Origin of the sequence: Nocardia sp. NPDC047654, from assembly GCF_043205035.1 — a bacterium.
GTDB lineage: Bacteria > Actinomycetota > Actinomycetes > Mycobacteriales > Mycobacteriaceae > Nocardia.
Genome location: NZ_JBIDDF010000001.1, coordinates 1,440,010 through 1,452,963 on the forward strand (window position 1 = coordinate 1,440,010; position 12,954 = coordinate 1,452,963).

Annotated in this window: 12 protein-coding genes; all 12 read left to right on the top strand. The window is 68.6% G+C overall.

Annotated elements, in window-relative coordinates:
• Nucleotides 1-349: 349 nt before the first annotated feature.
• The 12 genes from ACGF7Y_RS06785 (at nucleotide 350) to ACGF7Y_RS06840 (ending at nucleotide 12,919) form a co-directional block, all read left to right on the top strand.
• Nucleotides 350-1,240: an MlaE family ABC transporter permease gene (locus ACGF7Y_RS06785; RefSeq protein ID WP_393230058.1), complete on the top strand. Its 891-nt coding sequence runs from the start codon at nucleotides 350-352 to the stop codon at nucleotides 1,238-1,240.
• Nucleotides 1,240-2,094 carry an ABC transporter permease gene (locus ACGF7Y_RS06790; RefSeq protein ID WP_393230061.1) on the top strand — a complete coding sequence of 285 codons (855 nt, stop codon included), beginning with the start codon at nucleotides 1,240-1,242 and terminating at the stop codon, nucleotides 2,092-2,094. The genes ACGF7Y_RS06785 and ACGF7Y_RS06790 overlap by 1 nt, the downstream gene beginning before the upstream one ends.
• The gene (locus tag ACGF7Y_RS06795; protein ID WP_393230064.1) at nucleotides 2,091-3,359 is read left to right on the top strand and encodes an MlaD family protein; all 1,269 of its coding nucleotides are present in this window, start codon (nucleotides 2,091-2,093) and stop codon (nucleotides 3,357-3,359) included. Before ACGF7Y_RS06790 ends, ACGF7Y_RS06795 begins: the two co-directional genes overlap by 4 nt.
• Nucleotides 3,356-4,393: an MlaD family protein gene (locus ACGF7Y_RS06800; protein ID WP_393230067.1), complete on the top strand. Its 1,038-nt coding sequence runs from the start codon at nucleotides 3,356-3,358 to the stop codon at nucleotides 4,391-4,393. Before ACGF7Y_RS06795 ends, ACGF7Y_RS06800 begins: the two co-directional genes overlap by 4 nt.
• 4 nt (nucleotides 4,394-4,397) lie before the next feature.
• Nucleotides 4,398-5,453 (top strand): MCE family protein, encoded by a 1,056-nt coding sequence (locus tag ACGF7Y_RS06805; RefSeq protein ID WP_393230070.1) that lies wholly within the window; start codon nucleotides 4,398-4,400, stop codon nucleotides 5,451-5,453.
• A complete protein-coding gene (locus tag ACGF7Y_RS06810) occupies nucleotides 5,450-6,550 on the top strand; it encodes an MCE family protein (RefSeq protein WP_393230073.1) in 1,101 nt (366 codons plus the stop codon). Before ACGF7Y_RS06805 ends, ACGF7Y_RS06810 begins: the two co-directional genes overlap by 4 nt.
• Nucleotides 6,547-7,653: an MlaD family protein gene (locus tag ACGF7Y_RS06815; RefSeq protein ID WP_393230076.1), complete on the top strand. Its 1,107-nt coding sequence runs from the start codon at nucleotides 6,547-6,549 to the stop codon at nucleotides 7,651-7,653. The genes ACGF7Y_RS06810 and ACGF7Y_RS06815 overlap by 4 nt, the downstream gene beginning before the upstream one ends.
• Nucleotides 7,650-8,948 (top strand): MlaD family protein, encoded by a 1,299-nt coding sequence (locus ACGF7Y_RS06820; RefSeq protein ID WP_393230078.1) that lies wholly within the window; start codon nucleotides 7,650-7,652, stop codon nucleotides 8,946-8,948. The genes ACGF7Y_RS06815 and ACGF7Y_RS06820 overlap by 4 nt, the downstream gene beginning before the upstream one ends.
• A 56-nt stretch (nucleotides 8,949-9,004) precedes the next feature.
• Entirely contained in the window at nucleotides 9,005-9,679 is a 675-nt protein-coding gene (locus tag ACGF7Y_RS06825; protein WP_393230081.1) for a hypothetical protein, read from the top strand.
• A 117-nt stretch (nucleotides 9,680-9,796) separates the two neighbouring features.
• Nucleotides 9,797-11,074: a cytochrome P450 gene (locus tag ACGF7Y_RS06830; RefSeq protein ID WP_393230084.1), complete on the top strand. Its 1,278-nt coding sequence runs from the start codon at nucleotides 9,797-9,799 to the stop codon at nucleotides 11,072-11,074.
• A 73-nt stretch (nucleotides 11,075-11,147) separates the two neighbouring features.
• Nucleotides 11,148-11,984 carry a mycofactocin-coupled SDR family oxidoreductase gene (locus tag ACGF7Y_RS06835; protein ID WP_393230087.1) on the top strand — a complete coding sequence of 279 codons (837 nt, stop codon included), beginning with the start codon at nucleotides 11,148-11,150 and terminating at the stop codon, nucleotides 11,982-11,984.
• Between the two features lie 62 nt (nucleotides 11,985-12,046).
• Complete coding sequence (locus tag ACGF7Y_RS06840) at nucleotides 12,047-12,919, top strand: LLM class flavin-dependent oxidoreductase (protein ID WP_393230089.1); 873 nt, start codon at nucleotides 12,047-12,049, stop codon at nucleotides 12,917-12,919.
• Nucleotides 12,920-12,954: the final 35 nt, after the last annotated feature.

Genomic DNA, 12,954 nt, shown 5'->3' on the forward strand with positions numbered 1-12,954 from the left:
CTCCGCCACTCTATTCGTGTTTCATCTTCCTGCCGGTAATCGGTTTTTCGTGCTCGATCGAATCGCCCAGGCGGTTCCCCCCGCTATTGACTCGTGATGTAACTGCACGCACAATAGCGATGTGACGCTTCGTCGCCGGAGTGAGCTCGGGGCGAAATTCGAGTCGGACAGCTGAGCCGACATCCCGGGAACATATTCTCGTCGCTCCGGAAGCGTGGCAGTCACTGGACCGTTCGAATGTCCGGCCATTCCTCGTACCGCAGTGCGGGGAGCTCGCGTGGAATAAACCTGTTCCGCATCGTTCTCGCGCGCTCGTCCACGGATGCCGGCCCGAAGAGTTTCGAGATCGATGATGATTTCCCGCGAGACCGACGCGCGCGAGAACACGCGTGCGGCCGCCTACAGCGGCGCCTCGTCGGCGATCCGGGAGATCACCGCGTGGTTCCGGGGCTATCTGCGCCGTCATCCCGTCACCGCCCTGGAAACCGTCGGCGGCCAGTTCGTCCTGGGCGTGCGCGCACTGCAATACCTGTGCGTGGACATCGTGACGGGACGGTTCGCGTTCGCCGAGTTCGTCCGGCAAGCCGCGTTCATGGCCTCGGCGGCCGTGCTGCCGACGATCTTCGTGTCGTTGCCGATCGGGGTGACGCTGTCGATCCAGTTCGGCCTTCTGGCCGGGCAGGTCGGCGCCACCTCGCTGGCGGGGGCAGCGAGCGGCCTGGCGGTCATCCGGCAAGGGGCGCCGATGGTGGCCGCGCTGCTCATGGCCGCCGCCGTCGGCTCGGCGATCTGCGCTGATCTCGGCTCCCGGAAGATCCGGGACGAACTGGACGCCATGGAGGTGATGGGGGTGTCGGTGGTGCGGCGGCTGGTGGTACCGCGCCTGGCCGCCGCGGTGGTCGTCGGCGTGTCGCTGACCGGTGTCGTCTGCTTCGTCGGCTTCCTGGCCGGATACCTGTTCAACGTCTTCGTCCAGAGCGGGGCGCCCGGTAGTTTCGTGACCACCTTCGCGTCGTTCGCGACGGTCAGCGACCTGGTGCTGACACTGTTGAAAGCCGTCGTCTACGGCGCCATCGTGGCCGTCGTCGCGTGCGAGAAGGGACTGTCCACCAAGGGCGGCCCCGCCGGGGTGGCCAACTCGGTCAACTCGACCGTGGTGGCCTCGATCCTGCTGTTGATGACCGTGAACGTCGGCGTCACCCAGCTGTCGATGATCCTGCTGCCCCGGCAGGGGTTGTGATGGCCGCGCCGTACCGCCCGCCGGGGACCCGCGTCGCGCTGCGCGGGCTCGCTCGGCTGGGTACCGCTGTCATGCGGCTCGGGCACATGATGACGTTCTTCCTGCGGGCACTGTTCTCGATACCGGTCATGTTGCGCCACTACCGAACCGAGTTCGTGCGCATCCTCTCCGATGTCACGTGGGGCAACGGTTCGATCGTCGTCGGTGGCGGCACGGCAGGCGTCATCATCGTGCTGGGCGCCGCCGGTGGGGCCATCGTGGGCCTGGAAGGCTACAACGCCTTGCATCTGCTCGGAATGGAGCCGACGGTCGGGTTGATCGCCTCGACCGCCTCCACGCGGGAACTGGCTCCGATCATGGCCTCGCTGGCGTTCGCGGCCCAGGCGGGTTGCCGGTTCACCGCGCAGTTGGGCGCCATGGGCATCGCCGAGGAGATCGAGGCGATGGAGTCGATGGGCATTCGCTCGATCCCGTACCTGGTCAGCACCCGGATCCTGGCCTCGGTACTCGCGATGATCCCGCTGTATGTGGTGTGCCTCGCGGTGAATTATCTCGCGGTGCGCGTGGTGGTCGGGCTGTCCGGAGGACTGTCCGCGGGGACCTACGAGCACTACTTCCAACTGGTGCTCAACGGACCGGACATCGTCTACTCCTTGCTCAAGGCGGTCGTCTTCGTGATCCTCACCTCGACCGTCCAGTGCTACTACGGCTTCTACGCCGCCGGTGGCCCGCAAGGAGTCGGCATCGCCGCCGGGCGGGCGATGCGCGCGGCGATCTCGCTGATGATCGTCGTCAATCTGCTACTCACCGTTGCGCTCTGGGGCATCGGTGCCAGCGCGAGGCTCGGAGGATGACCATGTCGATCCTGTTCGAGAAAGACGGGCGCGGCCCCTCGGTGATCTCGCTGCTCGTGCGCGGGCTGATCCTCGTCGCGGTCACCGTGGCGGTCGTGACGGTGCTGCTGATGAAGTCCACCGGCCGCTTCGACGACAAGGTGGAAGTGACCGCCCTGCTGGAACAACTCGGCGACGGGCTGCCCGCCCGGTCGGACGTGAAGTTCCGCGGCATGCTGGTCGGCACCGTGGCCGAGGTCGCGCCGGCCGCCGGCGGTCCCAACCGGGTGCGGCTGCTGCTGAATCCCGCCGCCGCGGCCGGGATCCCGCGAACGGTGACCGCGCGGGTGGTCCCGAGCAATGTCTTCGCCGTGTCGTCGGTCCAGTTGGTGGACAACGGTCCCGGCTCCGCGCTGCCCCCGCATGCCGAAATCCGCCAGGATCGCAGTCTGTCGACGGTGCAGTTGCAGACCGCCCTCACCAAACTGCGCGAGATCATCGCGAGCGCGGCGCGGATCGGCGCGAGCAACACCGTGGGCGTGCTGGCCGCGGTGGCGACGGCGACCGACCGCCGTGGCGCCGACATCGTCGCGGCCGGCGCGCAACTCGAGCGCATCACCGGGGAATTCGACGCGCTGCTCACCGCGGACGGCGGGCCGCCGACGCTGACCGTGCTGGCCGGCGCCGTGCGCGCCCTGAACGCCTCCGCGCCCGATCTGCTGGACGCGCTGCACCACGCTGTCCTGCCCATGCGAACCTTCGCCGAGCAGAATCAGCAACTCGTCGGGCTGCTGTCGGCAGGTGGCACGACCCTGTCCTCGGTCGGTGACACGCTGGACCGGCGCACCGATCAGATCGTCACCGTGGCGAATCAGATGGGTCCGGTGCTCGACGTCTTCGCCGACGGCTCACCGGCTTTCGGGCCGATCGTGGTCCGGATCAAGAAGCTGTCCGACCTGTGGTTCACCGAGTTCTGGAACCAGGACAGCCCGCGCGGGCGCGGCAAGTTCCAGTTCCGGTTCACCCCCCACACGCCCTACACCAGGGCCGACTGCCCTCGCTACGGCGAACTGGCCGGAGCCAGTTGCAGCACCGCCCCCACCGCCGTCCCCACCCAGGAACTGCCACCGGCCATGGATCCGCGCACCTACCCGTCCCCACCGGATCTGCCGCCGGACCTGCAGGAGCTGATCCGCCGCGTCCTGAGCGGAGAAGCCGACGGCGCGGAATCACTGCTCGCGCCGTTGCTGGGTGACGGTCCCTTCCCCGGCGGAGGTGCCCGATGAGCTATCGCCGCTCCCTGATCGGCGTCAGCCTTTTCGTGGCCGCCGCCGTCGCACTGCTGTGGGTCACCTTCGTGACGTTGGACCGCGGAATCGACGGCGGGACCAATCCGTACTCGGCGGTGTTCAGCGACGTCAGCGGCTTACGGGTGGGCGACGACGTCCGCATGGCCGGGGTCAGGGTCGGTCGCGTCGACAAGATCGAGCTGGACGGCACGCGAGCCCGGGTGCGGTTCCGGGTCGAGGACGCCCAGAGGCTGTCCGGCAACACCAAGGCGTCGATCACCTACCAGAACGTCATCGGCCAGCGGTACCTCGGCCTCTCGCCCGCCGATTTCGGTGACCCGTCTCCGCTGCGGCCGGGCGGGGAGATCCAGCTCGAGCACACCGAACCCTCCTTCGACATCTCCGCGCTGCTCAACGGATTCGAGCCGCTGTTCGGCGGACTCGACCCCGCCCAGGTCGACAATGTGACCGGTGCCCTGATCCGGGCGTTGCAGGGGGACAACACGTCGGTGGTGCTGCTGATCGAGCAAGTCTCGACACTGGCTCGGTCGCTCGCCGGACCGGATCAGGTACTGGGCGCGGTCATCACCAACCTGAACCAGGTGGTGGGTGATCTCGCGGTGCACAGCGGTGAGGTGAGTGCGCTCATCACGCGATCGCGCGCGGTCATCGACGGCCTGGCACTGCACCGCGACGAACTGCTCGGCACGCTGAGCACCGCGGCGACCGTGACCGATCGGATGGCGGGCGTGGTCGCGGGCATGCAACCGGAACTCGACGAAATGCTCTATCGCGAACCGGGTTTCACCCGGCACTTCATGGACAACAAGGAAACCTTCGCCTACCTGGGCTTCAACCTGCCCGCCCTGATGAAGGGCCTGGCCAGGGTGAGCCAAGAAGGCGCTTATCTCGACACCTATCTGTGCAACTTCGGCGTCGACCTGATCCCGAGCCTCGCCACGCTCGTGCCCACGATCGTGGGGCTCGCGTCAGCGACCGGGCAACCCCAGCAATCACCGATCTGCAGGTGAAAGTATGAAATCGAAAGAGTTCGCCGCACAAACCATTCGGACGTTACGGCAGCCGATCGAGTCGCACCGGCGCAGCGTGCTCGGCCTGCTGGCGCTCGCGGTGCTGCTGGCCGTCCTGGCCGCCGCGCTGGGGTTCAACGCGCTCGGCGTCGGCCGGGTCTCCTACGAGGTGGAATTCGCCCAGGCGGCGGGCATCCGCCCAGGCGACTCGGTCACCATCGCCGGTGTGCCGGTCGGGATCGTCGAGGCGCAACGACTGGCCGGCGACCACGTGGTGGTCACGGTGGCAGTCGACGAGAACGTGGCGCTCGGGGTGGAGACCGGCGCCGCGATCAAGCTGACCACCTTGCTCGGCGCCCGTTACGTGGAGCTGCGGCCCGCCGGGCAGGGCGTACTGCCCGGACGACGGATAGCGCTGCGCCACACCGCTGTTCCCTACGACCTGCAGCAGGCTCTGGAGAACGCCACGGTCACCTTCGAGCAGATCGACGCGCAGCAGATCAGCAAGTCGCTCGACAGTCTCGCCACCCAGTTGGACGGGGTGCCCGCGGTGCTGCCCGGACTTTTGGAGAACATGCGTGCGCTGGCCACGATCATCGGCGATCGCCGCGGCGAGCTGGGCGCGCTGCTGGCGGGGACGCAGCGGTTGACCACGGTGGTCACCGAGCAGCGCGCCGACCTGGCCGCGATCACGGCGCAGGGCCGCGACCTGCTCGGCGAGATCGTCGCCCGCCGCGACGCGATCGAGCGGCTGATGGACGGGACCCGCCGCCTCGCCGACCAGCTGCGCGTGCTGGTCGTCGACGACCGGCCGAAGCTCGAGGAATTGATCACCGGCTTGAACGGACTGCTGGGCAGCTTGGCCCGCAACGACCAACTGCTGCGGAGCACCTTGGAAATCCTGCCCGTCCCGGTGCGCAACTTCGCCAACGCCTCCGGCACCGCGAACGAAGTCGACTTCACCGCGCCGGCAGGCCCGCTGATCGACTCCTGGATGTGCGCCATCAGCAGCCGTGCCCCCGGAATCGACCTCCCGCCCTATTTCGAGGACTGCCGATGAGAGCGCTATCAGTCTTGGTCCGGTTCGGCTCGGTGCTGCTGGTCGGCGCGTTGGCCGGATGTGCCGGTGACGCGGTGGGCGACACCAGCACGACCGTGACCGCCGCGTTCGACAACGGGGCGGGCCTGTACGTCGGCAACGCGGTGGCCGTACTCGGCATGCCGGTCGGTGAGGTGACCGCGGTGCGGCCGCACGGCTCGCACGTCGAAGTGACCATGCGGATCGACGCCGACGTCGACATCCCGGCCGACGCGAAGGCCGTCACGTTGTCGACCTCGGTGCTCACCGACCGCCACGTCGAGTTCACGCCGGCCTACCAGGGCGGACCCACCCTGGCCGACGGCGCTCGGATCGGACTCGATCACACCAGGACGCCGGTCGAGTTCGACCGCCTGCTGGGGGCCGCCGACCGAATGGGCGGCCAATTGCAGGGCGCACGTCCCGGCGACGGTCCGATCGCCGAGCTGCTGGGCGTATCCGCGGCGATCACCACCGGCAGCGGCCCGCAACTGCGCCGGACCATGGACGAACTGGCCGATGCGGTGCGCCTGGGTGACGACGGCGGCGCGGAGGTCCGCGACGCGATCACCAGGATCGTGGACCAACTGGCCGTCCTGGCGCGCGCCGCCGCCGACAACGAACGTGTGATCCGTGAATTCGGTGGCGCCACCGCACAATTGGGCGATGCGCTGGCCGATCTGAACATCGGCGCGGGGGATACGGGCGCGCAGATCAACCAGATCCTGCTGCAAGCGAACGATCTGCTCACACACAACGCGGACAGCATCCGGTCCACGGTGGCCGACGCGAACACCGTGACGCGCGCGCTCGCCGACTACCGGCGTGAGCTGGCCGAGTTCATCGATGTGACGCCGCTGCTGCTGAACAACGCGTACAACGCGGTCGATTTCCCGTATCGCGGGGTGCGGGTGCACGCGCTGCTGGACAAGGTGTTCTTCGACGGTCAACTCGTCAAAGAGGTGTGCAACATCTTGGGCTTGCGCCAACTCGGCTGTGCGACCGGAACTTTGCAGGACTTCGGCCCGGACTTCGGGATCACCGACATGCTCGACGCGATGTCGAGGTTGCCGCGATGACGAACTGGAGACTCGGGATGCGCGCCGCGACACTCGGCGCGGTCCTGGCGACGACGACGGCGTGCTCGGTGGGGCTGGAGGACCTCCCGTTGCCCGCGCCCGGCGTCGGCGGCGCGAAGTACACCGTCCACGCCGACTTCGCCAACGCGCTGAACCTGCCCGCCAAGGCGAAAGTCCGGCTCTCCGGGGCAGACGTCGGCGAGGTGACCGGCATGGCGGTGCGCGACTTCACCGCCGTCGTCACGATGGGCATCGACCAAGGCGTGGTCCTGCCGCTCGGGACGCGCGCGGAGCTGCGCACCGCCACCCCCCTGGGCGATGTCTTCGTCTCGCTGACGCCGCCGCCGGACACCACACCCGCGACCCCCGCCCTGCGTGACGGGGACAGCATCGCCCGGGATGCCACGGCTGCCGCCGCGACCATCGAGGAGTTGCTGACCACCGCCGCGCTGCTGGTGAACGGTGGCGCGATCCGCAATCTCACCACTCTCGTCAACGGACTCGGGCAAGCGGTCGGCGACCGCGGCGAGCGGGTCGGCGCCTTGATCGAGCAGTCCACCCGAGTGGTGCGAGCACTGGCCGCCCGCTCGGAGGACATCCGCACCACTCTCGCTCAGATCGACGAGCTCACCCGGCGGGTGCACGCCCAGCGTCGCACCATCGACGACGTGGTCTTCGCGGCGGGCCCCGCCCTGACCACGCTGCAGGACAACGCGCGGCAAGCGCTGGCACTGGTCCGGCGAGTGGATCAGATCAGCGGGCTGCTGGAGAAGTTGCCCGGGCTGAACGGCGCCGCCACCACCGGCATGGTCGCCGACATCAACAGGATCGCCGCGGAACTCAACGCCGCCGCGACCGACCCGAACGCGAGCGTGGCGGCGATGAACGCGATGCTCGGACCGGTCATCGCCGTGACCAGCAGCACCTCGGCGAGCGTCGACGCCGACATGCGGGATCTGGCGCTCGGTGTCCTGCCGGACCCGAACCATCCCGGTGATCCGGCCAGCCGCCTGCCGGACGCGCGGGATTGGGAAGCGTTCGTGGGCAGCCTCACCTACACACTGCTGAAGCTCCAGCAACGGGTGACGGGAACCGGCCGATGAGCACACCGACCCGGCTGCGCGCGGCGGCGCTGGAACTGCCGGCGCGCGTGCTGGTGACCGTCGTGCGTGCGGGACGAGCCAGGCGCCCGGGCCTTTCCGCGGGCGCACTGGTGGTCACCCTGGTGGTGGGCGTCGGCTATCTGGTGTTCGGCGCGCTCGGCGTGGATCCGACGGCGGCGACGATCACGGTGCGGGTGCACCTCGCCGATTCCGGCGGCCTGCTGGCCGGTCGGCAGGTGACCTTGCGCGGAGTACCGATCGGCCGGGTCGAATCGGTGGAGCTGACCGGCACCGGGCTGGTCGCGGTCGCCACCGTGGACGCGGACATCCGGGTGCCCGCCGACGGGGAGGTGCGCGTGGCGAGCCTGTCCCTGGCCGGCGAGCAATACCTGGACTTCCGCCCCACCCGCGACGACGGGCCGTACCTCACCGACGGCGCGGAGATCGCCGTCGAGGCCACCACGACGCCGACGCCGCTGTGGAAGACGCTCTCCGAACTGGATTCGGCACTGGCCCAGGTGGATCCCGCCCAGCTGGCGGCCATCGTGGACGAACTCGGCGTGAGCCCGGCGGGGCCGGGCAAGCTCGCCGATATCCTCGACGGCGGCGTATTCCTGGTCTCCACACTGGATTCGGTGCTCCCGCAGACGGTGAGCCTGCTGCGGGACAGCCGGTCGGTGCTCGCGACCATGCGTGATTTCGGGCCAGGTCTGATCGAGTTCGCGGGCAACACGAATGCCCTGCTGAGCGGTGTCGAGAAGAAGTCCGGTGGTTACGCCGAATTGCTCGGCGCCGCACCGGGAACCCTGCGTGCGCTCGACGCGGTGCTCGCGGAGAATTCGGGCGCGGGCGCCACGCTGCTGGATAACTCGGCGGTGGTGGCGGACACGACATCCAAGCGAGTGCCCGCTCTCCAGGAGTTCTTCTTCCCGACCGAGCGCGCCGGTTCCACGCTGGACGCGATAGGCGTGGCGTTCCACGACGGCGGCGTCTGGGGACTGGTGAATCTGTACCCGCGCCGCAGCTGTGATTACGACCTGCCGCGCCGCCCGCCGTCCTTGCCGGACTTCCCGGAGCCCTATCTGTACACGTCGTGTCCCGACCACGATCCCTCGGTGTTGATCCGCGGCGCGCGCAATGCGCCACGTCCAGTGGGACAGGAGATCCCGGACGGCCCGCCGCCGGGCGTGCGTGCCGACCAGCAGGCCACCCCCACCCCGATCGGGCCGCTGTCGCTTCCACTCACGTTCGCGGGACCGCCGCTGCCGCCCCCGCCGCCCGCGCCGCGGCGATGACCGGCCGCAGCCACGGTCGGCCTGACAGTGCACACAACCACAAGCGAGGAGTCATCATGAGCCACAGTGATACCGCGACCTCGGTAGCGACCGAGCAGAAACTGTCGACCGCGCCGGACGAAGCCGAGGAGGCGGCCGAGAAGACGGCCGCCGTGACGGATCCGGCCCCGGCCGAGCAGTCTGCCGACGGAGACGCCGCCGAACGGCAGCCGAGCGCGGCCGCGCGACCGTTCCTGCTGTCGCGCGTGACCCCGCTGATCCGGCGAGCCCTGCTGCCCGTCACCGCGGCCGTCGCGGTCGCCGCCATAGCGGCGGCGGCGGTCCTGGGCTGGCAGCTGAAGAAGGAACGCGACGTGGACGCCGCCGCGGCGGCCGGGCTTTCCGCGGCCCGCTCGTATGCCATGACGCTGACCAGCGTGGACTCGGGCACCCTCGACCGTGATTTCGCCGCAGTACTGGACGGCGCGACGGGCGAGTTCCGGGATATGTACACCCGCTCCAGCGGCCAGTTGCGCCAGCTGCTGCTGGAGAACAAGGCGACCGGTAAGGGAACGGTGCTCGACGCCGCGGTCAAGTCGGCGACGGAGACGAAAGTCGAAGTCCTGCTGTTCATCGATCAGACGGTGACCAATTCCGCCTCGGCGGATCCGCGAGTGGATCGCAGCCGGGTCGAGATGACCATGGAACTCGTCGGAGGCCGCTGGCTGGCGAGCCGGGTCTACCTGCCCTGATCCCGGCTCCACCGCGCGAGTGGATCTCTTCGCGGCCGCGTGAGAATGATCTTCGCCTTAGAAGAGAATAATGTTATCCTTTCGCTAAGTAGCTTCTATCACTCAGGAGTGCTCTCGATGACTGACTTCGATTCGGTCGACTACTTCACCGATCCGGCCGTCGTACCGGATCCGCATCCGTACTTCGATCACCTGCGGGCCAAGTGCCCGGTGACGCGGGAATCGCGGTACGGGGTGTACGCGGTGACCGGATACGAGGAGTCGACGGAGGTGCTGAAGAACTCGGAGGTCTTCTCCTCCGCGATCGCCGTGGGAGGTCCGTTCCCGCCGTTGCCGTTCGAAGTCCAGGGCGACGACCTCACCGAGTTGCTCGAACAGCACCGCAGCCAGTTGCCGATGTTCGAGCACATGGTGACGATGGATCCGCCGCAGCACACCTACGCGCGGTCGTTGCTGAACCGGTTGCTGACGCCGGCGCGGCTGAAGGAGAACGAGGACTTCATGTGGCGGTTGGCCGACCGCCAGCTCGACGAATTCCTGGAGCGCGGGCGGTGTGAATTCCTCGCCGAATACGCCAAGCCGTTCTCGTTGCTGGTCGTGGCCGACATGCTGGGCGTGCCAGAGGAGGACCACGAGGACTTCCGCATCGCCTTGGGCGCCGAGCGTCCGGGGTCGCGGGTCGGCGCGCTGGACAAAGAGGTGATGTCGAGCAATCCGCTGGAGTGGCTGGACGAGAAATTCGGTTCGTACATCAGCGATCGGCGGCGCGAGCCGCGTGACGACGTCCTGACGTCGCTGGCGTTGGCGAAGTACCCGGACGGCTCCACGCCCGAGGTCATCGATGTGGTGCGCTCGGCGACCTTCTTGTTCGCCGCCGGGCAGGAGACCACCGCGAAGTTGCTCGGCGCGGCACTGCGGGTGCTGGGCGATCATCCCGAGGTGCAGCAGCGGCTGCGCGCGGATCGCAGCCTGATTCCGGTGTTCATCGAGGAGTCGCTGCGCATGGATTCGCCGGTCAAGAGCGGTTTCCGCCTGGCGAAGCGCGCGACGACCATCGGCGATATCGACATCCCGGTGGGCACGACGGTGATGTTCTGCCCCGGCGCGGCCAACCGGGACCCGCGGCGGTTCGAGAATCCGCACGAATTCCGTTTGGACCGGCCGAATTTCCGCGAACACATGGCCTTCGGGCGCGGGGTGCACTCCTGCCCCGGCGGCCCGCTGGCCCGGGTCGAAGGGCGCGTGTCGATCGAACGCGTCCTGGACCGGATGCTGGACATCACCATCGACGAGGAACGCCATGGCCCGGCGGGGGAGCGGCGCTACAGCTACGAGCCCACCTACATCCTGCGCGGGCTCACCGACCTCCACATCACCTTCACGCCCAACTCCTGAGCAGGGGTGACTCCCCGCACTCGGGCGATCTCGCGAACCAGCCGTTTCGGCGGAACAACGAATAGAGGTAACCATGACCGGACGGGTCGAAGGAAAGGTCGCGTTCATCACCGGTGCTGCGCGTGGCCAAGGCCGCAGCCACGCGGTGCGGCTGGCGCAGGAAGGCGCCGACATCATCGCCGTCGATGTGTGCAAGCAGCTCGACAACGTGCCCTTCCCGATGTCCACCCCCGAGGATCTGGCGACCACCGCCGATCTGGTGAAAGCCGAAGGCAGGCGGGTGTTCACCGCCGAGGTGGACGTGCGCGACTTCGCCGCGCTGAAGACCGCCGTCGACAGCGGCGTCGAGCAGCTCGGACGGCTGGACGTCATCGTCGCGAACGCGGGTATCGGCAACGAGGGCGGGCAATTGCTCGACCTCGAGGAGAACCTGTGGGACGACATGATCGACGTCAACCTGGGCGGCGTGTGGAAGACCGTGAAAGCCGGTGCGCCGCATCTGATCGCGGGCGGCCGCGGCGGCTCGATCGTGCTCACCAGCTCCGTGGGTGGCCTCAAGGCGTACCCGAACGTGGGTCACTACGTCGCCGCGAAGCACGGCGTCGTCGGTCTCATGCGAACCTTCGCCGTGGAACTCGGCCACCACTCGATCCGGGTCAACTCGGTGCATCCGACGCATGTGAATACGCCGATGGTGATGAACGAGGGCACCTACAAGCTGTTCCGCCCCGATCTGGAGAATCCGGGCCCCGCCGATCTCGAGCCGATCTGCCGGATGTTCCACACTTTGCCGATCCCGTGGGTGGAGCCGGTCGACATCAGCAACGCGGTGCTCTACCTCGCTTCGGACGAGTCCCGTTTCGTCACCGGTGTTCCGCTGCCGATCGACGCGGGCAGCATGCTCAAGTGAAAGGTGGCTGCCCGTCGCACGGCTACGCCCGGGGGTGAGAACGGTTGCGGTACGGACTCTGTGTGCCCTGCCTCGGCGACTTCGCTGAACCGCGTCAGGTCGCCGACCTGGCTCGATGCGCGGAGGAGGCCGGGTGGGACGGCTTCTTCGTCTGGGACCACGTCGTATTTCCCTACGGCGCTGTCGAAGTCGCCGATCCCTGGGTGCTGCTCACGCTGATCGCGAGTTCGACCGAGCGCATCCGTCTCGGCCCGTTGGTGACGCCGGTCGCGCGCCGCCGCCCCGGCACGCTGGCACGGCAGACGACCTCGCTGGACCGGCTCTCTCGCGGCCGCCTGGTGCTCGGCGCCGGACTCGGCTTCACTCTCGAGGCCGAGTACGGCACCTGGGGCGAACCTGCCGAGCCACGTGCGGTCGCCGAGCGGTTGGACGAAGGGCTGGCTCTGCTCACCGCGCTGTGGTCCGGTGCGGAGGTCTACTTCCACGGCACACACCTGTCGGCCGATGGCGTCACGTTTCGGCCGACCCCGGTGCAACGACCTCGCCCGCCGATCTGGATCGGCGGCAACTGGCCCAATCGCTCGCCGCTACGGCGTGCCGCCCGCTGGGACGGTGTCGCCCCGATGATCATCGGTTCCGACGGGTCGTTCGGACCGACGCCGCAGATCGTTACCGAACTGGTCGGCGCGGTCACCGAACATCGCACGGACGGGGCCGCGTTCGACGTCGTCATCACCGGCCGGACGCCCGCCGACCGCCCCGATGCGGCCTGTGCCACGGTCGAAGCCATCGCGGCGGCGGGGGCGACCTGGTGGCTGGAAGGCTTTCATCCCGGCCCGGGGGAGTACGCGCAGGCACTGCGCCGCGTGACCGCGGGTCCGCCGCGCCGCGGCAGGTCACCGCGGACCCGGCGCCGAGAAGAAGGAACCAGATGACCCACACCCGGCCCGGGGCCGGCCCGGGCGAAGAC

What these genes read in the sequence shown, in the direction of transcription:
- ACGF7Y_RS06785 (WP_393230058.1), top strand. Translation starts at nt 350, where the DNA reads ATGATGATTTCCCGCGAGACCGACGCGCGCGAGAACACGCGTGCGGCC.
- ACGF7Y_RS06790 (WP_393230061.1), top strand. Translation starts at nt 1,240, where the DNA reads ATGGCCGCGCCGTACCGCCCGCCGGGGACCCGCGTCGCGCTGCGCGGG.
- ACGF7Y_RS06795 (WP_393230064.1), top strand. Translation starts at nt 2,091, where the DNA reads ATGACCATGTCGATCCTGTTCGAGAAAGACGGGCGCGGCCCCTCGGTG.
- ACGF7Y_RS06800 (WP_393230067.1), top strand. Translation starts at nt 3,356, where the DNA reads ATGAGCTATCGCCGCTCCCTGATCGGCGTCAGCCTTTTCGTGGCCGCC.
- ACGF7Y_RS06805 (WP_393230070.1), top strand. Translation starts at nt 4,398, where the DNA reads ATGAAATCGAAAGAGTTCGCCGCACAAACCATTCGGACGTTACGGCAG.
- ACGF7Y_RS06810 (WP_393230073.1), top strand. Translation starts at nt 5,450, where the DNA reads ATGAGAGCGCTATCAGTCTTGGTCCGGTTCGGCTCGGTGCTGCTGGTC.
- ACGF7Y_RS06815 (WP_393230076.1), top strand. Translation starts at nt 6,547, where the DNA reads ATGACGAACTGGAGACTCGGGATGCGCGCCGCGACACTCGGCGCGGTC.
- ACGF7Y_RS06820 (WP_393230078.1), top strand. Translation starts at nt 7,650, where the DNA reads ATGAGCACACCGACCCGGCTGCGCGCGGCGGCGCTGGAACTGCCGGCG.
- ACGF7Y_RS06825 (WP_393230081.1), top strand. Translation starts at nt 9,005, where the DNA reads ATGAGCCACAGTGATACCGCGACCTCGGTAGCGACCGAGCAGAAACTG.
- ACGF7Y_RS06830 (WP_393230084.1), top strand. Translation starts at nt 9,797, where the DNA reads ATGACTGACTTCGATTCGGTCGACTACTTCACCGATCCGGCCGTCGTA.
- ACGF7Y_RS06835 (WP_393230087.1), top strand. Translation starts at nt 11,148, where the DNA reads ATGACCGGACGGGTCGAAGGAAAGGTCGCGTTCATCACCGGTGCTGCG.